The organism is Xanthobacter sp. 126, assembly GCF_000526175.1.
In the GTDB taxonomy this organism is placed as follows: domain Bacteria; phylum Pseudomonadota; class Alphaproteobacteria; order Rhizobiales; family Xanthobacteraceae; genus Xanthobacter; species Xanthobacter aminoxidans.
The window spans coordinates 4,640,185-4,660,402 of record NZ_JAFO01000001.1; the positions used below are offsets into that span (position 1 = coordinate 4,640,185).

Genomic DNA, 20,218 nt, shown 5'->3' on the forward strand with positions numbered 1-20,218 from the left:
GCGCTCATTATACAAAGAAGAAAGAGGCAGGCTTGCCGGTTTCCATCCAAGGTTCCGGCGAGGCCGCCCCCGCCGCCAAGGCGGCGGGGGCGTCCGACGCCGCGCAGATTCTCTCCCTCACCGGCGTCACCAAGACGTTCGGGGCCACCCGCGCCCTCGACGGCTTCACGGCGACCATCGACAAGGGCGAGTTCGTCACCGTGGTCGGCCCCTCCGGCTGCGGAAAGAGCACGCTCTTCAACATCGTCGCCGGCCTCGAGGAGCCGGACCCCGGCTGCGCCATGCGCTTCGAGGGCAACAGCGTGATCGCCGCCGACCTGCTCGGCCGCGTCTCCTTCATGCCCCAGCGCGACCTGCTGCTGCCGTGGCGCACGGTGATCGACAACGCCATCCTGGCGCTGGAGGTGGAAGGCGCTCCCCGCAAGGAGGCCCGCGCCCTCGCGGAGAAGATGTTGCCGGAGTTCGGCCTCACCGGCTTCGGCCAACAGTATCCGCACCAGCTCTCCGGCGGCATGCGCCAGCGCGTGGCGCTCATGCGCACCTTCCTGTTCAAGCGCGACCTGATGCTGCTGGACGAGCCGTTCGGCGCGCTGGACGCCCTCACCCGCACCATGATGCAGCGCTGGCTGCTGGACGTGTGGCAGAAGCACCAGCGCACCATCCTCTTCATCACCCACGACGTGGACGAGGCCCTGTTCCTCGGCGACCGCGTGCTGGTGATGAGCGCCCGCCCCGGCAAGGTGAAGCTGACACAGAAAGTGGACCTGCCCCGCCCCCGCCCGGCGGAGATCGTCATCTCCCCGGAATTCATCCGCCTCAAGCGCACGCTTCTGGAGGCGATCGAGGAGGAAGCCATGAAGTCCTTCACCGCGGAGGGCAAGTGATGACCACTCAAGTGATGACCACTCAAGTGATGGCTGCTCTTGCTGAAAAGCCCGCCTCCATGGAGGCCTCCGAGTGGGAGGCCCGCGTCGCCCTTGCCGCCTGCTACCGCATGGTGGCGAAGCTCGGCATGGACGATCTCATCTACAATCACATCTCCATGCGGGTGCCGGGGCATGAAGAGCAGTTCCTGCTCAACCCCTACGGCCTTCTCTTCGACGAGATCACCGCATCGAGCCTGGTGAAGATCGACATCGAGGGACGCAAGATCGACAACACGCCCTACGAAATCAATCTCGCCGCCTTCGTCATCCACGCCGCGATCCACAAAACCGGCTCGGACGCCGCCTGCGTGCTGCACACCCATTCGGACGCGAGCGTCGCCGTCTCGGGGCAGGAAGAGGGCCTTCTGCCGCTCTCCCAGTTCGCCATGCGCTTCTACAACCGCCAGGCATTCCACGATTACGAGGGCGTCGCCATCGACATGGACGAGCAGGCCCGCCTCGTGGCGGACCTCGGCACGAACAAGGTGATGCTGATGCGCAACCACGGCATCCTCACCGTGGGACGCACGCCGGGCGAAGCCTTCATGCTGCTTTATTATTTCGAGCGCGCCGCGCGCATTCAGCTGGCCATGCAGGCCGCCTGCGCCTCCGGCGTGAAGCTGGTGATGCCGCCCCACGAGGTGTGCGAGAAGGCCGCCCGTCAGTTCTGGGAGATGCAGGGCGATATCCTCGTTCCCGGCGAGCGCGAATGGCCCGCCCTCATGCGCCAGCTCGACCGCGCCGACCCGAGCTACCGGAGCTGAGCGGCATGGCCGGTTCCCGCCGCGCTGTCATGCCCCGGCTCGTCCGGGGCATCCACCCCGCCGCCCGTCGGCTGGCGGGCGCCCCGGAGCCGGCCCGGCCGTTCCGTGGATCCCCCGGACAAGCCGGGGGATGACGAGCGGATAGAGCCAGACGACCCTTACAAAAACACCAAGAACGCACCCTTCCAGCGGAGACCACCTGATGATCCCTCGCCGAACCTTCCTCTCCACCCTCGCGGCCGGCGCCGCGCTTCTCTCCACCGCCGTCAGCGCCCTGCCGGCGCTCGCGGCTGATCCGGTGCCCGCCACGCTGCGCCTCAAGTGGCTGCCGCAGGCCCAGTTCGCCGGCTTCTACGTCGCCGTGGCCAAGGGCTACTACAAGGCCGAGGGCATCGACCTCACCATCAATCCGGGCGGCCCGAACATCCTCGCGGAAAACCTCGTCGCGACCGGCGCCGACACCTTCGGCCTCTCCGGCGGCCTCGACAGCGTGTTCGCCGCCCGTGACAAGGGCCTGCCGGTGGTGTGCGTCGGCATCTCCCACCAGCTGACGCCCTTCGTCTTCGTGGTGCGCGCCGACGGTCCCATCAAGACCATCCAGGACTTCAAGGGCAAGAAGGTCACCACCTGGTTCACCGGCGCGAACCACGTGCTCAAGGCCATGCTGACGAAGAACGGCGTCGATCCCGCGCTGGTGGACATCCAGCCCCAGCAGGTCAGCGTGACGCCGTTCGTGGACGGGCAGGTCGATGTCATCACCGCCACCCGCTACAACGAGTACTACACCATCAAGACCCGCATGGGCGAAGAGAAGCTCCGCACCTTCGTGGCGGAGGATTCCGGCATCACCTTCCCGCGTGACACGCTGATCGTCTCCGAGCAGACCGCCAAGGAGAAGCCGGAGCTGGTGAAGGCCTTCCTGCGCGCCTCCATCAAGGGCTGGAAGGATGCCTTCTCCGATCCCAAGGGCGCGGTGGACACCATCATGAAGGCCGCCCCCACGCTGGACCGCGCCCATCAGGAATTCCAGCTCGCCGAGGTGCAGAAGCTGATGACGGCCGGTAAAGTGAAGGAGGACGGCCTGTTCTGGATCGACATGGACGCGGTGAAGATCACCCAGCAGCTCTTCCTCGACGCCAAGGTCATTTCCAAGCCCGTCGACCTCGCCGCCACCTTCAACCGCTCCTTCCTTGAAGCCATCCCGGTGGCGGACCGCCGTCCGTGAGCGCGACAACCCTCCAGTCCCCGGCCACACGGCCGGGGACTTCCCCGCTCGTCACGGCGCTCTTCCGCGCCGTGCGCGGGCTCGCCATCCTCCTCGCCGTGCTGGCGGCGGTGGAAGGACTCGTCATCGTCCTCAATGTGAAGCCCTGGTACGTGCCGCGGCCGACCCTGGTGCTGAACGCCATCCTCGCCACGCCCGAGCCCTATGTGCAGGGTTTCCTGCGCACCCTCACCGAGACGCTGATGGGCTTCACCTCGGGTGCGATCTTCGGCGTGGGCATCGCCGTCGTCTTCTTCCGCGCGCGGGTGCTGCGCGAACTCATCTTCCCGGTGTTCGTGGTCTCGCAGACCATCCCGGTCATCGCCTTCGGCGCGCTGGTGGTGCTGTGGTTCGGCAACACGCTCATCGCCAAGGCTGCCATCTCCTTCTACCTCACCTTCTTCCCGGTGACGGTGAACGCTTTGCTGGGCCTCGAAAGCGTGGACCCGCGTCAGGAAGCGCTGATGCGCTCCTTCGGCGCCAGCCGCTTCCAGATCCTCACCCGGCTCCAGCTTCCGGCGGCGCTGCCGCAGATCTTCGTCGCGCTGCGCCTCGCCTCGGCGCTGTCGCTGGTGGGCGCCATCGTCGGCGAATGGTTCGGCGACACGGTGGGCCTCGGCGTGCTGCTGCTGCAGGGCATGTACAACGAGAACGTCGTCGCCATCTGGGCCGCCATCGCCATGTGCGCGCTGCTGGGCACCGGCTTCTATGCCGTGGTCGCGGCGGCCGAGCGCGCCCTCGTCTTCTGGGGGGCCGAGCAATGAGTGCAGCCCAATCCTCCCGCGCGATCCAGCGCGGCGCCCTCGGCATGGTGCTGCTGGTCGTCGCCTGGGAAGGCGTCGCCCGCGGCTTCAATCTGCCGGCCTATACGCTGCCCTCGGTCAGCGCCATCCTCGGCAGCATCTTCGACCACCGCACGACGCTGTTCCTCGCCGGGGCCTACACCTTCGCGGAAGCGTTCTCCGGCTATGTCATCGGCGCCGTCATCGGCATCGCGCTGGCGGTCGTCATCACCCTCATCCCGATGACGCGCAACGCCATCGTGCCGGTGGCCACCTCCATCAATTCGGTGCCGGTGGTGGCCTGGTCGCCGCTGATCCTCCTGTGGTTCGGCATCGGCATGCCGTCGAAGGTGGTGATGGTGGCGCTTGCCGTCTCCTTCACTGTCTTTCTGTCGGCCCTCGCCGGCCTCGACCGGGTGGACCGCCGCTCCGTGGACCTGATGCGCTCGTTCGGGGCGGGACGGCTCGCCATCCTGTTCCGGCTGCGCCTTCCCACCGCGCTGCCGCTGATCGCTGCGGGCCTGCGCGTCTCCACCGTGCGCGCGGTCATCGTCGCCATCGTCACCGAGATGCTGGGCGCCTATGACGGCCTCGGCTGGGTGATCTATCAGGCGGTACTGCAGGTGGATTTCGTGAAGGTGTGGTCGGCCATCTTCATCGCCTCGGCCGCAAGCCTCGCCTTCTTCGGCCTCGTCGGCCTCGCCGAACGGCGGCTGGTGTTCTGGAAGTAGAGAAAATGACCCGCAAGATGCATTTCGGACTGTTCCTGCTCGGAACGGGGAGCCACATCGCCGGCTGGCGCGTGCCGGGGGCCGTCGACACCTTCGAGGACATCGAGGCGGTGCGGCAGATCGCGGCCACCGCCGAGCGCGGGCTGTTCGACCTCATCTTCATGGGCGACAACCTCAACGCCGACCCCGCCGCGCACCCCTCCTACACGGCGCGCCTCGAGCCGCTGACGTTGCTCTCCGCCGTTGCCGGCGCGACGAAGCACATCGGCCTCGGCGGCACCGTCTCCACCACCTATTCCGACCCGTACACGGTCGCCCGCGCCTTCGCCTCGCTGGACCACATCTCCGGCGGGCGCGCGGTGTGGAATGCGGTGACGACGGCGGCGCCGGCCGCCGCCGCGAACTTCGGCACCCAGCACCCGGACCATTCCAAGCGCTACGAGATCGCCGGCGAATTCCTCGACGTGGTGAAGGGCCTGTGGGACTGCTGGGCGGACGACGCCATCGTCGCCAACCGGGAGACCGGCCTCTACATCGACCCCGCCAAGGTGAAGGCGCTCGATCATGAGGGCGCGTTCTTCAAGGTGAAGGGGCCGCTCAACATTTCCCGGTCCCCGCAGGGCCATCCCATCATCTCGCAGGCCGGCGGCTCGGAGCCGGGCCAGCAGCTCGCCGCGCGGACGGCGGATATCGTGTTCGCCGTGGTGCAGGACATGGCGGAGGCGCAGGCCGGGTACAAGTCGCTGAAGGATCGCCTGCCCGCCCTCGGTCGCAAGCCGGAAGATGTCTGCGTGCTGCCGGGCGTCATGCCGGTGGTGGGCCGCACGGCGCAGGAGGCACGCGAGAAGCTCGCCGAGCTGATGCGCTTCGTGGATGCGAAGAACGCGCTGGGCATGCTCTCCGAGCGGTTCGGCACGGACATGAGCGCCTACGACCTCGACGGCCCCATCCCGGACCTGCCCGAGGCGGACACCTACAAGTCGTTCACCGGCGTCATGCTCGCCAAGGCGAAACGCGAGGGCGGCACCCTGCGCGACGTGTACAACATGGTCGCCGCCGCCCGTGGCCACTGGGTGCTGGTGGGCTCGGCGGAGGAAGTCGCCGACACGCTCCAGCTCTGGTTCGAGAGCGGCGCGGCGGACGGCTTCAACGTGATGCCGCCCTATTTCCCCGGCGCGTTCGACGATTTCGTCGATCTCGTCATCCCGCTCCTGCAGGAGCGCGGCCTGTTCCGCACCGCCTATGAGGGGCCGACCCTGCGGCACCTTCTGGGGCTGGAACGGCCGGTCAACCCGAACTTCTGAACGGCAGGCAGACGACTGCCTTTCCTTCGCCGCGGCGATCGGCCAAACAGGCCCATTGCCGCGCCGCAGGGTTGTCCCATGTCCTTCGTTCCTCCCCGCGCGGTCCTCGACCGGCTCCGGCCGGAAGGCCCGCTGCTGAAAGCGCTCGCTGCCGCCTGCTGCCTCGTCATCATCGTGCTGTCGCTGCTGCCGGGGAACGAGCGGCCGCACACCGGCTTCTCCGGCAATATCGAGCATGTGGTCGCCTATGCCGGAACAGCCTGCTTCGTCGCGCTGGCGCTGCTGCGGCGGCCCGTGGCGGTGCTGGTGATCGCCTTCTCGGCGGCCTCCGCTTTCTTCGAGATCTGCCAGATCTGGATTCCCGGCCGCTCCGCCGGGTTCGACAACTGGTTCGCGAGCACGCTCGGGGCGCTGATCGGCGTCGCCGCCGCCCGCTATATCGTGCTGCCGCGCCTTTCGGCGTGGCTCGCCCGCCGGTGAGAGCGGGCGGGCGCCTCACTGCCCCAGCGGGTGGTGCATCTTGTCGATGGCGGTCGCCCCGATCGCCTCGATCTTGTACTGGATCTTGACCTTGCCGGCCTTCTCGAAGGTGAGCGTCGCGTCCATCATCTCGCCCTCCTTGAGTTGCTCCTTCAGGTCGACGAAGACGAGGTGATGGCTGCTCGGCTCGAGCACGAGGGTGCCACCGGCCGGGATCTCCAGCCCGCCCTTGATGGGCATCATGCGCATCAGACCATCCTTCATGGTCATCTCCTGCAGTTCGACGCGCCGGGCGAAGGGCGCGAAGGCGGAGATCAGGCGGTCGGGCGTCGCGCCTGAATTGTGGATCGCGACATAGCCGGCGCCCATGTCCGATCCGAGCGGGGTCGCCCGCGCCCAGGGATGGTCGATGAGCAGGTCGCCGACCTTGTATTCATGGGCCAGAAGCTGCTGCGCCGAGACGAGCAGCAGGCAGAGCGCGAAGAGCGTCGCGGCAAGGATTTCCTCGCCATAGAAGCGGCCAGCAAGGCGGCTGCGCCGCAGGTGCGGACGTTGGGTCATGTTTCCTCCGGAGATGCGATCCGCCTGGGCGGACGTTTGCGTCTGGTCAGCGACCGAAGCGGTTGACGCATCACACCGGGGGCGCACGCGCGGGCGGGAGCGATCGCCCCGGAGCCAGACGAACGGAGACGCCATCGGCGCTCCGGTGGACCAGCGCAGCCCGACGTTCAGGAAGGTGAGGACAAGGCGGCGGGGGGCCTTCCAGCGCATCGAGGATAAGGCAAGCGCCGATGCAGCAATCGTCGCCGGAAACCGCGTGGCCAGACGCCGCGCCGCTGCCCGGGCCGGCGGCCGAGACAGCGCACAGCGCCCCATCCCCCGTGTCGACGAACGCGCCGCCCGCCAGCCCCACCAGCAGAAGCTGAAGGACCAGCACATAGGCGCTCAGGATCGCAATCGTCTCGCGCGCGGCGGGACGCGGGGCAGCCATGATGGAGGCCTCAGGCGGCGCTGATCGCGCGCAGGGAACTCGCGCGCCTATCGAGCTTGCCACCGCCTGCGGCCGACGAAAAGCGCCGTCGTTACGGCATCTTGCTGCGCGCCTTGACGCACGCCCCAATCGTTCTATTGATACATTATATCAATTCATGCGCCGCACCTGCGCGCGCTCGTCCGGAGCCTGCCCATGATCCCAATCCGCCGCGACGTCACCGACGCCCGCACCGATGCCCGACTGCCCACCACCGTGCTCTCCGGCTTCCTCGGGGCCGGCAAGACGACGCTGCTCAACCACATCCTCGCCAACCGCGAGGGGCTGCGCGTCGCCGTCATCGTCAACGACATGAGCGAGGTGAACATCGACGCCGAACTGGTGCGCTCCGGCGGCGCCAACCTCTCCCACACCGAGGAGAAGCTGGTGGAAATGACCAACGGCTGCATCTGCTGCACGCTGCGCGACGACCTCCTCACCGAGGTGCGCCGCCTCGCGCAGGACGGGCGCTTCGACTATCTCCTCATCGAATCCACCGGCATCGCCGAGCCCTTGCCGGTGGCCGCCACCTTCGATTTCCGCGACGAGGACGGCCAGTCCCTCTCCGACGTGGCGCGGCTCGACACCATGGTGACGGTGGTGGACGCGGCGAACCTGCTGAAGGACTTCGGCTCCCGCGACTTCCTGCGCGACCGGGGCGAGGTGGCCGGCGAGGAGGATCAGCGCACGCTGGTGGACCTTCTCACCGACCAAATCGAGTTCGCCGATGTCATCATCCTCAACAAGGTGTCGAGCATCGACGACGAGCGGCTGAAGATCGTGCGCGGGGTGGTGAAGTCGCTCAATCCCGATGCCCGCCTGATCGAGACCGACCAGTCCCGCGTGCCACTCGCCGAGGTGCTGGGCACCGGCCGCTTCGATTTCGAGAAGGCCAGCACGCATCCCGTCTGGTTCAAGGAGCTGAACGGCTTCAAGGACCATGTGCCGGAGACGCAGGAATACGGCGTGTCGAGCTTCGTCTATCGCGCCCGCCGCCCGTTCCATCCCGAGCGCTTCCAGGCCTTCCTGGCGCAGACCTGGCCGGGACTGGTGCGGGCGAAGGGGTTGTTCTGGCTGGCGACGCGGCCGAAGCGCGTGGGCGAGATGAGCCTTGCAGGCTCCATCTGCCAGACCGGCACCGCCGGGCGCTGGTGGGCGAGCGTGCCGAAAGAGCACTGGCCGACCCAGCCGGACTGGCGCTCGTGGCTGCGCTCCCACTGGGTGCCGGGCTATGGCGACCGGCGGCAGGAACTGGTGTTCATCGGCATGGGGCTGGACGAGGGCGCCATGCGCGCGGCGCTCGACGCCTGCCTCGTCGGCCCGACGGACCCCAAGAGGTTCGACGCCAGCGCCTTCAAGAATTTGCCGGACCCGTTCCCGAACTGGGAAGCGGTGCCGGCCTAAGCCAAAAGAGAAAGGGAGGAGCCTGAGACCCCTCCCCTCGGCTCACGTCATGCAAGGACGGGAGGGGCGCGCGGCCCCTCCCTTTGGCCTCACTTCATGGTGGGCATCACGAACTCGGCGCCGGCACGGATGCCGGTGGGCCAGCGGGTGGTGATGGTCTTGAGACGCGTGTAGAAGCGCACGCCCTCCGGCCCGTGCATGTGGTGATCGCCGAACAGGGAGGCCTTCCAGCCACCGAAGGAGTGGAACGCCATGGGCACCGGGATCGGCACGTTGATGCCGATCATGCCCACCTTGATGCGGTGCGCGAACTCGCGGGCGGCATCGCCGTCGCGGGTGAAGATCGCCGTGCCGTTGCCGAACTCGTGCTTGTTGATGAGGTCGGCGGCGGTGTCGTAGCTGTCGGCGCGCACCACGGAGAGGACGGGTCCGAAGATCTCCTCCTTGTAGATGCGCATGTCCGGCGTCACGTGGTCGAACAGGGTGCCGCCGATGTAGTAGCCGTCCTCATAGCCCTGAAGCTTGAGGCCGCGGCCGTCCACCACCAGCTTGGCGCCTTCCGCGACGCCCTGGTCCACATAGCCCGACACCTTGTCGAGGTGCTGCTGCGTCACCAGCGGACCCATCTCGGACTCGGGGTCCGTGCCGGGGCCGACCTTGAGCGCGCGCACCCGCGGCTCCAGCTTCGCCATCAGCGCTTCGGCGGTGGCCTCGCCCACCGGCACGGCCACCGAGATGGCCATGCAGCGCTCGCCGGCCGAACCGTAGGCAGCGCCCATCAGGGCGTCCACGGCCTGGTCCATGTCCGCGTCGGGCATGACGATCATGTGGTTCTTGGCGCCGCCCAGCGCCTGGCAGCGCTTTCCGGTGCGCGCCGCGGTCTCGTAGATGTAGCGGGCGATGGGGGTGGAGCCCACGAAGCTCACCGCCTGGATATCCGGATCGTCGAGCAGCGCGTCAACAGCGGTCTTGTCGCCGTGGATGACGGTGAACACGCCGTCCGGCAGGCCGGCTTCCCTCAGCCACTGCGCGAGCAGCAGGGAGGCGGAGGGATCGCGCTCGGAGGGCTTGAGGATGAAGCAGTTGCCACAGGCCAGCGCCACCGGGAACATCCACATGGGCACCATGGCCGGGAAGTTGAACGGCGTGATGCCGGCGACCACGCCGAGGGGCTGGCGCACCGCGTGGCTGTCGATGCGGGTACCCACATCCTCGGTGATCTCACCCTTCAGCAACTGCGGGGCGGCGGTGGCGAACTCCACCACCTCCATGCCGCGCTGCACTTCGCCCTTGGCGTCGGAGAACACCTTGCCGTGCTCGGCGCTCACCACCTCGGCGATCTGGTCCACGCGCTCTTCCAGGATGCGCAGGAAAGCGTTGAGGATGCGCGCGCGGCGCAGCGGCGTGGTGGCGGCCCAGCCGGGGGCGGCCTTGTTGGCGATCTCCACCGCCGCGCGGACTTCGGCGGCGGACGCGAGCGGAACCTCGCCGGTCTGCGCGCCGGTGGCGGGATTGTAGACCGGCGCCGTGCGGCCGCTGGTGCCGGCAACGAGCTTGCCGCCGATGAAGTGGGAAATCTGCGTGGGCATGATGCGCCTCCCGTTTGAATTGCCTCCGTGATGGCGCTTCAAACGACGCGTAGCAATGCTATAGTCAGAGCAGCTGTTGTGCGAAAATTGTAGTCCATGGATCTCCCTCTCGACTGGGACCACCTGCGCGTCTTCCTCGCCGTCGCCCGGCGCGGGCAGTTGCTGGCTGCCGCGCGGCAGCTGGCGTTGAACCACGCCACCATCGCCCGCCGGCTCGATGCGCTGGAGGCGGCGCTGGGCAGCCCGCTGTTCGATCGCCGTCCCACCGGCTGCGTGCTCACCCAGGCGGGCGAGCGGCTGCTGCCGGCGGCGGAACGGGTGGAGGCGGAGATGCTGGGCATCGCCGAGCGCTTCCGCAAGGAAGAGGCGGAGGTCTCCGGCACCGTGCGCATCGGCGCGCCGGACGGGCTGGGCAATTATTTCCTCGCGGCCGAGCTGGGACGGCTCGCGCTGCTCCATCCCCATCTGGTGGTGGAGCTGGTACCGCTGCCGCGCACCTTCTCTTTGTCCCGGCGCGAGGCGGACCTCGCCATCGTGCTCGACCGGCCCACCGAGGGCCGCCTGACGGTTTCGCGCCTCACCGACTACACGCTGGGCGCCTATGCCGCCGCCAGCTACATCGCGGCTTTCGGCGCACCGGAGAGCGAGGCGGACCTGGCCGGCCGGCGGGTCGTGACGGGGGTGGAGGACCTCGCTTATGCCTCGGCGCTGGACTATTCCGGTGTGTTGGAGAAGCATGGCGGCCAGCCCTTCCGCTGCGCCAGCGTCACCGGCCAGATGGAGGCGGTGCGCTCCGGCGCCGGCATCGGCGTGCTGCATGATTTCGCCGCCGCTTATTATGGCGACGCGCTGGTCCGCATCCTGCCGCGCATCGCCTTCCGCCGCAGCTATTTCCTGCTCGCCCATCCCGACACGGTGGAGGTGCGCCGCATCGCCACCGTGCGCAGCTTCCTCGCCCGCCGCTTCCGCGAGGAGCGCGCCCGCTTCATCGCCGAATGAACTGCGCGCGGTCCACCCGCACAGCGGCGGTGATGGCATCGAGCACCGCCCGCACCCGGGCGAGGTGGGCGAGATCATCATGCACGGAGAGCCAGTAGCTGCGGGTGAGGCGCACCTGCTCGTCCAGCAGCGGCAGAAGGGCCTCATGGGGCGCCGCGAGGAAGGCCGGCAGCACGCCGATGGCGGCGCCGGACAGCACCGCATTCACCTGCGCGATGACGCTGGTGGAGCGGATCACCGGCTTCAGCTCCACCCCCGGCCCCAATTGCGAGAAGTCGAGGGCGCGGGTGAAGAGGAGTTCGGGGATATAGCCGGCGAGCACATGGTCCTTGAGATCATCAGGCGTTTCCGGCCGCCCGCGCCGGTCGAGATAGGCCTGAGTGCCATAGAGTTGCAGCGCGTAGTCGGTGAGCTTGCGCACCTTGACCTGCCCGGCGATGGGGCGGTCCAGCGTGATGGCGATGTCCACCTCCCGGCTCGCCAGCGAATAGGAGCGCGGCAGGGCCACCAGCTCCGTCTCCAGCCTGGGATTGTCGGCGGAGAGGGCGGCGAGCCGCGCCGCGAGATAGCCTACCCCCAGTCCCTCCGGCGCGCCGATCCGTACCCGCCCGGTGGGCTGGCGCTCGCCCTCGCCGAGGCCGGTGATCTTGCGCAGCACGAGGGATTCCATCTCCTCCGCCGCCTGCGCCAGCTTCTGCCCCTCCTCGGTGATGAGGGTGCGCCGCCCCGCGCGGGTCACGAGGGGCGCGCCCACCGCCGCCTCCAGCCGCGCGACGCGCCGGCCCACCGTGGTATCGTCCAGCCCCAGCGCCCGCCCGGCGCCGGCCATGCGCCCGGTGCGGACAAGCTGGAGGAAGATGCGCAGGTCATCCCAATCCATGATGCGGTGAAGTCCCTGCGCGTATTGAGCCCATTCCTGCAAAATTGCAGGATGGATCGGAAACTATCGTTCTTGCGTGCAGAAATTCAAGCTGGGATCACCAGCGGAGAGAAACAAGCGGGAGGCGCCGGTGGAACGGCTCGAAGGGGATTACGACTATATCGTCGTCGGCGCCGGCACGGCCGGCTGCATCGTCGCCAACCGCCTCTCAGCCGATCCGCGCACCCGCGTGCTGCTGCTGGAAGCCGGCGGGCGGGACAACTGGATCTGGTTTCACATCCCCGTCGGCTATCTCTTCGCCATCGGCAATCCGCGTGCCGACTGGATGTTCAAGACCGACGCCGAGCCGGGGCTGAACGGCCGCGCGCTGAACTATCCGCGCGGCAAGGTCATCGGCGGCTGCTCGGCCATCAATGCCATGATCTCCATGCGCGGCCAGGCGGCGGACTATGACCACTGGCGCCAGCTCGGCCTCTCCGGCTGGGGCTGGCCGGACGTGCTGACGGCCTTCAAGTCGCTGGAGGACCATTTCCTCGGCGCCAGCGATATCCACGGGGCCGGCGGCGGCTGGCGCATCGAGCCCCCGCGCATCGAATGGCCGGTGCTGAACGCGGTGGCCAATGCCGCCACGGAGCTGGGCATCCGGAAGGTGCCGGACTTCAACACCGGCGACAACGAGGGCGTCGGCTATTTCCATGTGAACCAGAAGTTCGGCCGCCGCTGGTCCTCCGCGCGCGGCTTCCTGAAACCCGCCCTCGGCCGCCCCAACCTCCGGCTGGAGACGGACGTACTCGCGGATCGCCTCATCATCGAGAACGGCCGCGCCGTGGGCGTACGCTATCGCCAGAACGGGCGTTGGATCGAGGCACGCACACGCGGCGAGGTCATCCTGACCGCGGGCTCCATCGGCTCGGTGCAGATCCTCCAGCGCTCGGGCGTCGGGCCGGGCGAGTGGCTGGCCGAACGCGGCGTCGAGACGGTGCTGGACCGGCAGGGGGTGGGGCGCAATCTGCAGGATCATCTGCAGCAGCGGGCCATCTACAAGGTCTCCGGCATCCGCACCCTGAACGAGACTTATTATTCCCTGCCCCGCCGTGCCTTGATGGGCGTGGATTATGCCCTGCGCCGGCGCGGGCCGCTCACCATGGCGCCCTCGCAGCTCGGCATCTTCACCAGGTCCGATCCGCATCAGGAGCGGGCGAACATCCAGTTCCACGTGCAGCCGCTCTCGCTGGACAAGTTCGGCGAGCCGCTGCACCGCTTCCCGGCCATCACGGTGGCGGCGTGCAACCTGCGCCCCACCTCGCGCGGCATCGTGCGCATCACGGGGCCCGATCCCGAGGCGAAGCCGCAGATCGCGCCGCATTATCTCACGACGGAGGAAGACCGGCAGGTGGCGGCCGACGCCATCCGCGTCACCCGCCACCTCATGCGCCAGCAGGCGCTGGCCCCCTACCGGCCGGAGGAATATCTCCCCGGCCCCTCCGTCGGCGACGACGATGCGTCCCTCGCCAAGGCGGCGGGCGACATCGGCACCACCATCTTCCATCCCGTCGGCACGGCGAAGATGGGCCGGGTGGACGATCCCATGGCGGTGGTGGACGAGCGCCTGCGCTTCATCGGCCTCGGCGGCCTGCGCGTGATCGACGCCTCCATCATGCCCACCATCACCTCAGGCAACACCAACACGCCCACGGCGATGATCGCGGAGAAGGGCGCGCGGCTGGCGCTGGAGGATGCGCGGGCGGGGGCCTCTTCGGCGGCAGCGTGAGGGCGGGAGCGGATGCCGCCCCTACCCCCTCAGCGCGCGGCGCATCACCTTGCCGGAGCCGGTGCGGGGCAGTTCCTCGATGAAGACATAGGCGCGGGGGCGCTTGTATTCGGCGAGGTGCTCCGCGGCCCAGGCTTCGAGCGCCGCCGCATCGGCCTCGCCCCCCGCCTGCAGCACCACGAACGCGGTAACGAGGGAGACGTCGCCCGATAGCGTCTCCGCCACCGCCACTTCCGCCACATCCGGATGGGCGGCCAACGCCCGCTCTACCTCTTCCGGCGCCACGCGATAGCCGAAGGCGTTCATCTGGTCGTCGGCGCGGCCCTCGTACCAGAGGTAGCCGTCCGCATCGAAGCGGGCGAGGTCGCCGGTGAGGAACCACTCGCCGCGCAGCACCGCCGCCGTCTCTTCGGCCAAGCCCCAATAGCCCAGCATCAGGCCGGGGTCGGAGCGATGCACGGCGAGCACGCCGGTATCCCCCGCCGGAAGGGGGTGGAGCGCGTCCGGCGCCTCACCCTCCGGCGGCAACACCACCACGCGCCGCCCCGCCTGCGGTTTGCCGGGACTGCCCGGCCGGGTCGGCACGGCGGGGCCGGAGGAGACGTAGGTGGAAATCTCGCTCATCCCCAGCGCCTCGTAGAGCGGGCGCCCGGTTGCCTCCACCCATTCGCCATGCAGGGCCGCTTTGAGTGCCTCACCGGCGGTGAGGCCGTGGCGCATGGCGGGAAAACGGTCGGGCGTGATGCGGGCGTATTTCAGGATGCGCCGGTAGAGGCCGGGCACGGCGGCGAACTGGGTGGCGCCGGTCTCTTCCAGAAGGTCGGGCCATGCGCCGGGCGGGCGATCGCCCAGATGGACGATGCTGGTCGCCCCCACGGCCCACGGGTCCATGAGGCCGACGCCCAGCGTATAGGTCCAGTTGAAGGCCCCGGCGTGGAACAGCAGGTCGTCGCCCTTCAGGTCGTGCCAACCGGCGCGCATGGGAATGCGTCCGAGCCCCACCCTCTGGGCATGAGCGACGCCCTTGGGCCGCCCGCTGGTACCGGAGGTGAAGACCATGAAGGCGAGGTCGTCCGTGGCCGTATGGGCGAAATCGATGGCGGAGGCCGCGCCGAGCCGCGACATGCCGGCGGCATCGATGATGGAAACGCCCACGCGCGGCATGGGCATCACGCCCGAACCGTCACCCACCACCAGCGCCACGCCGGAATCATCGAGGATCATCTCCACCTCGTGCGCCGTGAGCATGGTGGAGGTGGGGATGGGCGCGAGCCCGGCGGCGATGGCACCGAAGAACATCAGCGGGAATTGCGCGGTGTTGCCCACCCGCAGCAGCACCCGCGACCCGCGCGGCAAACCGTATCCGGCGAAGCCGCCTGCCACGCGCAGCACGGCTTCCCTGAGTTCACCGAAGCTCCACCGTTCGATGATGCGTCCCTTCGGTCCCTCGGCCACCAGCAAGGCCGGCTTGTCCGCCGCCGCGCCCGCCCCGGTGAGGCAGAAGCGGGCGAGGTTGAAGGGATGCGGGGCAGCCTGATTCACGGTCTCGGTCATGGTGCGATCATGGATGGCGCGCCCCGCCCGCGCCAGCGCGATTGCAGAGGTTCAGCTCGGCCACCAACCGAAGGGCGGGGGCCTGACATCCGCCGCGTCGTTCCATCCGCCCGCCAGAGCAGTCACGCCGAGAGCAGCCCCATCGCCGTCACGGCGGCGAGGAGGTCCTTCACCCTCTCAGAGCGGTCTCACGCCCGCGCCAGCAGAAGTGCCCGGTGAGGTTGCTCCAGCCGGATGCCGCCGACGTCCGCGACACCCCATCGGGCCAGCAGCGCCTCCACTGTGCCGCGATGCTGCTCCGCCGCCGCAGCCCGCGCGGGATCGACCGCAACCGCACGCGCGAGAAAGCCATCCACCCCGGCGACACGACGCACGTCGTCGTAATCGAGCCGACGCACCGCCTGTGCCGCGCCGCTTGCGAGGCAGGCAGAGAGGGCCTTCTGGGCGAGGGCGCGGATGGCGGTTTCGTCTTCCACCGGCCGCAGCGCTTCGAAGTAGCTGCCCTCCGCCAGCGGCTCCACCACCAGCACCGGCCCACGGCTGACCCGGAGCGCCTCGCCGAGCGCCGCCGCCATCAGGCCCGCCGGCACATGATGCAGGCTGTTGAGGAAGATCCCGGCATCGAAACTCCCGTCCGCGAAGGGCAGCGCCTCGGCCCCCGCCTCGGTGAACGTCGCCTCCGGCACCGCCGAACGGGCCGACGCGATGGCCTCCGGCCCGGGATCGATGCCGTGGACGCGGGCGCCCTGCGCCGTCAGAGCCCGCGCCAGCGCGCCATGGCCGCAGCCGATGTCGAGGATGGACCGACCGGCCAGCGGCCCCAGCCAGTCCTCGATCACCGCCAGCGCCGTGCCCTGCGGCCGCCCCGCCGCCTCTGCCTGCTGCCCGCTCATTCCGCTTTCTCCCTGCCGCCTACAGCGCGCCGCGCAGGCGGTGAATGCCTGCTTCGATCTGCTCCTCGGCGAGGGAGGCATAGCCGAGGAGGAGCCAGTCGTTGCTCACATCGGCGCTGCCGTATTCATGCCCGCCGCCGTTCTGGATGGTGTAGAGGCCGACATTGCGGCTCTTCGCCAGCGCCGCCATCTGGTGCGCGCGGGGCATGCCGGGCGGCAGCTTCCAGGCGAGATGGGTGCCGGCTTCCGTGCCGCGCAGTTCCACCCGCCCGAAAGCGTCGCGCAGGGCGGAGACCAGCACGTTGCGCCGCTGCTGGTAGCGCAGCCGCACCCGCCGCAGGTGACGCACGAAACCGCCGGTGTGGAGGAATTCCGCGAGCGCCGCCTGCTCCAGCCAGACATGGCCGTTGTCGAGCAGCGCCTTCGCCGCCCCCGCCGCCGGGGCGAGGTGATCGGGGAAGATGGCAAAGCCCGTGCGCAGCCCCGCGCCCAGCGATTTGGAGAAGGTGCCGAGATAGATCACGTTTTCCGGGCTCATGGCTTTGAGCGCCGGCAGCAGCATCCCGCCATAGTGGAACTCGCTGTCGTAATCGTCCTCGATGAGATAGGCGCCGGTACGATCGGCCCAGGCGAGCAAGTGCTGGCGCCGCTCCAGCGAGAGCACGCCGCCCATGGGATACTGGTGGGAGGGCATGACATACGCCAGCTGCGCCGCCACCCCGGCGAGGCGCGACGTGTCGATGCCGTGCTCGTCCACCGGCAGCGGGTGGGGGTGCATGTTGACGCTCTCGAACAGATAGGCGGCGCCCTGGCTGCACGGATTCTCCACCACCACCGCGTCGCCCTCCCGCGCCAGCACCCGCAGCGCGAGATTGAGGGCGAGTTGGGCGCCGGCGACGATCACCACCTGTTCGGGACGCACATGGATGTCGCGCATCACCGCCACATGGTCGGCGATGGCGGTGCGCAGAGCCATGAGGCCGCAGGGGTCGCCATATTCGGTCAGGTTGTGCCCCGCCACGGCGAGGGCATGCAGCACGAGACGGCGCCACGTCTTTAGCGGGAAGGCGCGCGGATCGGTGCGCTGGGGCCAGAAATCGATGGGGATGCGGCTGGTGTTGAGGATGGAATGGGGCCGGCCGGTGAAGGCGGCGGGCGCCAGCTTCTCGGGAGAGCGCCGCTCCGCCGGGGCCGGCGCCTCCGCGCGCACCGACACAGCCGAGGCAGACGCGCTCACCGACGCGCTCATGGCTGTTTCGGGAACCACCGCCGCCACATAGGTCCCGACCATGGGGCGGGTGACGAGGTAGCCCTCGTTGATGAGCCGCTCATAGGCGAACGTCACCGAGTTGCGCGAGACGCCCAGTTGCTGGGCGAGATGGCGGGAGGACGGCACCGCCGACTCTGCCTTCAAACGCCCGTCGAGGATCTGCTGACGGATCTGTTCGAAAAGCTGTTCCTGGAGACTCAAGGCGGAGGCGCGGTCGAGGGAGATCAGCACGGGGTCGCATCTCTTTGGTCCGGGCAACGCCGCATGTTGGCACCTGTTGGGGCCAGTTGCGAGAGGGCCAGTCGCTGACGGCGTTTTGGGGCCACCCCTGCCGCTTGCTTGACTTGACCGGTGGGGGACAACCATTTTCACCGTCGACGCGCGTGCTTTGCTGAATTGGAGCCGTGCCCGCATCTGAGGCGACACTTATGCCCGACACCGCTTTGCTCCAGGCGGACGAAACCCTGTTTCCCGCGCCCCTCCTCAGCCTCGCCGCAGATGTGCTGGCGGCCGCGCGGGCACGGAACATCCGGCTTGCCGCCGCCGAGACGGTGACGTCCGGCCTTGTCGCCGCCTGCCTCACCTCGGTGTCCGGCGCCTCGGAGATCTTCGAGCGGGGCTATGTGCTCTACCATTCCTCGGCCAAGGCCACCGGCCTCGACGTGCCGGCCGCAGTCTCCGCCGCCCATGGCGCGGTGAGCGCGGAGGTCACGCGCGGCCTCGCCCAGGGCCTGCTCGGCCATTCCGAGGCCGGTGCCACCGTCGCCATCACCGGCTATGCCGGGCCGGGCGGGGGTAATGCGGTGAACCCCGTGGGCACCATCTTCATCGCGGTCGCCACCCGCGACGGCGGCCTCGCGGAAGAGCGCCACGTCTTCCCCGGCAGCCGGGACAACGTGCGGCTCTGCGCCGTGCAGGCGGCGCTCGCGCTGCTCAAGACCCAGCTCGGCTGACGCGCCGCGCATGAGCGACATTCCGGTCGTCCTCGTCACTGGTTTCCTCGGTGCCGGCAAGACGACCCTGCTCAACGATCTCCTGAAGCGCCCGGCCTTCCGCGACACCGCCGTCATCATCAACGAGGCGGGCGACGCGGGCATCGATCATGCGCTCATCGAGACAGGCAGTGACGAGGTGATGCTGCTGGAAGGCGGCTGCATCTGCTGCCGCATGAAGGGCTCGCTGAACGCCACGCTCAACGGCCTGCTGCGCCGCCGCGCCATGGACGACTTCGCCTTCCGCCGGGTGGTGGTGGAGACGAGCGGCCTCGCCGATCCCGCGCCGGTGCTCCATGCGCTGATCGCCGATCCGCTGTTCAACCGGCATTTCTCCATCGCCGGCGTGACGACGGTGGTGGATGCGGCGAACTTCGCCGCCACCCTCGCCCACCATCCCGAGGGGATGACGCAGGTGGCCCTCGCCGACCGCATCCTCATCAGCAAGGCGGACCTTGCCACGCAGGACCAGCTCGCCGCCGCCGAGCGCGAGGTGGCCATGCTCAATCCGCTGGCGGAATGCCATGTGCTGCCGGCATCGGCGCGCGACGGCACGCTTCTGTGGATCGACCCGCGCGAGACGCCCCGCCCGCTCAGCCGCCGCTTCTCGGCCACCGGCGTCGGCCATGCGGTGACCACAGCCTCCCTCGCCTTTCCCGGACGTCTCACTCAGGACCAGGTGGATGCCTGGCTCGACCGGGTGAGCGACCTGTTCGGCGCCGCCTTGCTGCGCCTCAAGGGCATCCTGCATCTGGAAGAAGTGTCGCAGCCGGTGGTGCTGCACGGCGTGCAGGGGCTGGTCTATTCCCCCGGCCTCGTCGCCACCGCGGCGGGGGACGAGAACCGCATGGTGCTCATCGCCCGCGGCATCGAGGAGCAGGACCTAGCCGACGCGCTGACGCTTCTTGCCGGAATGGCGCGCCCGGCTGAGTGACACCGAAAGCGCCCGGGCTTGGCCAGCTCGGCCTCGATCGAAGACCGAGGCCGACGGCACGGGTCACCCGCCGTTGGCCTGGACGCACTGGTTGACGCGGTCCCACGCCTGCTTGGCGCTCTTGCCGAGATTGACCGTGCCCATATCCTCGGAATCCGGCAGGGAGAACTGGTAGGCCCCGGCGGCCACGATATGGTCGATCGCCACGAAGGGCATGATGAACCACATGCGGTTGCCATCTGCACCGCCCGGCACCGTCCATTCCAGCATGCCGCGCGGCTTGCCGGGGACGTTGATGATGGTGCCCTTGAAGTCGCCCTTGCGGCCCTCGGCCTTGACGCTCATGTAGACGTGGCCGTCGGTGCGCCGGGCGATGAGATCGTCGCGGTTGCCGACTTTTCGGACGGCGCGGCAATTGATGATGCCGGATTTCTCCGTGGTGGCGGTGAAGGTCCAGCCATCGAAGCCCGTTCCATAGGGCTTGACCTGAGCCTGCGCCCCCCCGGTGGAGGCGATCGTGGCGGCAACGGCGAGCGCGGCGAGAATACCCGTCTTCATGGGCGGCCCTCTTGGGTCGGAGATGAGGGGTGCATGTGGGCGTCGCGCCCTGCCGGCTTGCCCCCCGGTCAAGCTCCAGCAGGGCCATGTGTA

Annotated in this window: 20 protein-coding genes; 12 read left to right on the forward strand and 8 right to left on the reverse strand. The window is 68.8% G+C overall.

What is annotated here, in order from left to right; translation table 11 throughout:
• Window positions 1–32 precede the first annotated feature (32 nt).
• The 7 genes from XAN126_RS0121975 to XAN126_RS0122005 all read left to right on the forward strand — a co-directional run bounded on the left by XAN126_RS0121975 (window position 33) and on the right by XAN126_RS0122005 (window position 6,251).
• Window positions 33–884, forward strand: coding sequence for an ABC transporter ATP-binding protein (locus XAN126_RS0121975; RefSeq protein WP_245272314.1), 852 nt, complete (start codon window positions 33–35; stop codon window positions 882–884).
• Window positions 884–1,690 (forward strand): class II aldolase/adducin family protein, encoded by an 807-nt coding sequence (locus XAN126_RS0121980; protein WP_245272315.1) that lies wholly within the window; start codon window positions 884–886, stop codon window positions 1,688–1,690. The genes XAN126_RS0121975 and XAN126_RS0121980 overlap by 1 nt, the downstream gene beginning before the upstream one ends.
• A 202-nt stretch (window positions 1,691–1,892) precedes the next feature.
• Window positions 1,893–2,915: an ABC transporter substrate-binding protein gene (locus tag XAN126_RS0121985; RefSeq protein WP_024280713.1), complete on the forward strand. Its 1,023-nt coding sequence runs from the start codon at window positions 1,893–1,895 to the stop codon at window positions 2,913–2,915.
• The gene (locus XAN126_RS0121990; RefSeq protein ID WP_024280714.1) at window positions 2,912–3,718 is read left to right on the forward strand and encodes an ABC transporter permease; all 807 of its coding nucleotides are present in this window, start codon (window positions 2,912–2,914) and stop codon (window positions 3,716–3,718) included. The genes XAN126_RS0121985 and XAN126_RS0121990 overlap by 4 nt, the downstream gene beginning before the upstream one ends.
• Entirely contained in the window at window positions 3,715–4,467 is a 753-nt protein-coding gene (locus XAN126_RS0121995) for an ABC transporter permease (RefSeq protein WP_024280715.1), read from the forward strand. The genes XAN126_RS0121990 and XAN126_RS0121995 overlap by 4 nt, the downstream gene beginning before the upstream one ends.
• A gap of 5 nt (window positions 4,468–4,472) precedes the next feature.
• On the forward strand, window positions 4,473–5,771 hold the full coding sequence (locus tag XAN126_RS0122000) for an LLM class flavin-dependent oxidoreductase (RefSeq protein WP_024280716.1): 1,299 nt from the start codon (window positions 4,473–4,475) through the stop codon (window positions 5,769–5,771).
• A 78-nt stretch (window positions 5,772–5,849) separates the two neighbouring features.
• Window positions 5,850–6,251, forward strand: coding sequence for a VanZ family protein (locus XAN126_RS0122005; RefSeq protein ID WP_024280717.1), 402 nt, complete (start codon window positions 5,850–5,852; stop codon window positions 6,249–6,251).
• 15 nt (window positions 6,252–6,266) lie between these two features.
• On the opposite strand, the gene XAN126_RS0122010 is transcribed toward XAN126_RS0122005, so the two are convergent.
• Window positions 6,267–6,812, reverse strand: a complete 546-nt coding sequence (locus XAN126_RS0122010; protein WP_024280718.1) for a copper chaperone PCu(A)C — start codon at window positions 6,810–6,812, stop codon at window positions 6,267–6,269.
• Between the two features lie 70 nt (window positions 6,813–6,882).
• Window positions 6,883–7,242: a hypothetical protein gene (locus XAN126_RS0122015; protein WP_024280719.1), complete on the reverse strand. Its 360-nt coding sequence runs from the start codon at window positions 7,240–7,242 to the stop codon at window positions 6,883–6,885.
• A 195-nt stretch (window positions 7,243–7,437) separates the two neighbouring features.
• Between XAN126_RS0122015 and zigA the strand changes: the two genes are divergently transcribed.
• A complete protein-coding gene (gene zigA / locus XAN126_RS0122020) occupies window positions 7,438–8,685 on the forward strand; it encodes a zinc metallochaperone GTPase ZigA (protein WP_024280720.1) in 1,248 nt (415 codons plus the stop codon).
• Between the two features lie 89 nt (window positions 8,686–8,774).
• Here the strand turns inward: zigA and XAN126_RS0122025 are convergent, their stop codons facing one another.
• Window positions 8,775–10,274 carry a CoA-acylating methylmalonate-semialdehyde dehydrogenase gene (locus tag XAN126_RS0122025; RefSeq protein ID WP_024280721.1) on the reverse strand — a complete coding sequence of 500 codons (1,500 nt, stop codon included), beginning with the start codon at window positions 10,272–10,274 and terminating at the stop codon, window positions 8,775–8,777.
• 96 nt (window positions 10,275–10,370) lie between these two features.
• Here XAN126_RS0122025 and XAN126_RS0122030 point away from each other — a divergent pair, with 96 nt between their 5' ends.
• A complete protein-coding gene (locus XAN126_RS0122030) occupies window positions 10,371–11,273 on the forward strand; it encodes a LysR family transcriptional regulator (protein ID WP_024280722.1) in 903 nt (300 codons plus the stop codon).
• On the opposite strand, the gene XAN126_RS0122035 is transcribed toward XAN126_RS0122030, so the two are convergent.
• The gene (locus XAN126_RS0122035) at window positions 11,260–12,153 is read right to left on the reverse strand and encodes a LysR family transcriptional regulator (RefSeq protein ID WP_024280723.1); all 894 of its coding nucleotides are present in this window, start codon (window positions 12,151–12,153) and stop codon (window positions 11,260–11,262) included. The two genes, XAN126_RS0122030 and XAN126_RS0122035, sit on opposite strands and share 14 nt — an antisense overlap.
• A 130-nt stretch (window positions 12,154–12,283) precedes the next feature.
• Between XAN126_RS0122035 and XAN126_RS0122040 the strand changes: the two genes are divergently transcribed.
• Window positions 12,284–13,924: a GMC family oxidoreductase N-terminal domain-containing protein gene (locus XAN126_RS0122040; RefSeq protein WP_024280724.1), complete on the forward strand. Its 1,641-nt coding sequence runs from the start codon at window positions 12,284–12,286 to the stop codon at window positions 13,922–13,924.
• Between the two features lie 21 nt (window positions 13,925–13,945).
• Here the strand turns inward: XAN126_RS0122040 and XAN126_RS0122045 are convergent, their stop codons facing one another.
• The 3 genes from XAN126_RS0122045 to XAN126_RS0122055 form a co-directional block, all read right to left on the reverse strand.
• Complete coding sequence (locus XAN126_RS0122045; protein ID WP_024280725.1) at window positions 13,946–15,478, reverse strand: AMP-binding protein; 1,533 nt, start codon at window positions 15,476–15,478, stop codon at window positions 13,946–13,948.
• 188 nt (window positions 15,479–15,666) lie between these two features.
• Window positions 15,667–16,371, reverse strand: coding sequence for a class I SAM-dependent methyltransferase (locus XAN126_RS0122050; protein ID WP_024280726.1), 705 nt, complete (start codon window positions 16,369–16,371; stop codon window positions 15,667–15,669).
• A 19-nt stretch (window positions 16,372–16,390) separates the two neighbouring features.
• Window positions 16,391–17,872 (reverse strand): PLP-dependent aminotransferase family protein, encoded by a 1,482-nt coding sequence (locus XAN126_RS0122055; RefSeq protein WP_051460660.1) that lies wholly within the window; start codon window positions 17,870–17,872, stop codon window positions 16,391–16,393.
• Between the two features lie 197 nt (window positions 17,873–18,069).
• Here XAN126_RS0122055 and XAN126_RS0122060 point away from each other — a divergent pair, with 197 nt between their 5' ends.
• Both XAN126_RS0122060 and XAN126_RS0122065 read left to right on the forward strand, forming a co-directional pair.
• On the forward strand, window positions 18,070–18,594 hold the full coding sequence (locus XAN126_RS0122060; protein ID WP_081762747.1) for a CinA family protein: 525 nt from the start codon (window positions 18,070–18,072) through the stop codon (window positions 18,592–18,594).
• A 10-nt stretch (window positions 18,595–18,604) separates the two neighbouring features.
• Window positions 18,605–19,567 carry a GTP-binding protein gene (locus XAN126_RS0122065; protein ID WP_024280728.1) on the forward strand — a complete coding sequence of 321 codons (963 nt, stop codon included), beginning with the start codon at window positions 18,605–18,607 and terminating at the stop codon, window positions 19,565–19,567.
• Window positions 19,568–19,630: 63 nt separating this feature from the next.
• Here the strand turns inward: XAN126_RS0122065 and XAN126_RS0122070 are convergent, their stop codons facing one another.
• The gene (locus tag XAN126_RS0122070; RefSeq protein ID WP_024280729.1) at window positions 19,631–20,125 is read right to left on the reverse strand and encodes a hypothetical protein; all 495 of its coding nucleotides are present in this window, start codon (window positions 20,123–20,125) and stop codon (window positions 19,631–19,633) included.
• Between the last annotated feature and the right edge of the window lie 93 nt (window positions 20,126–20,218).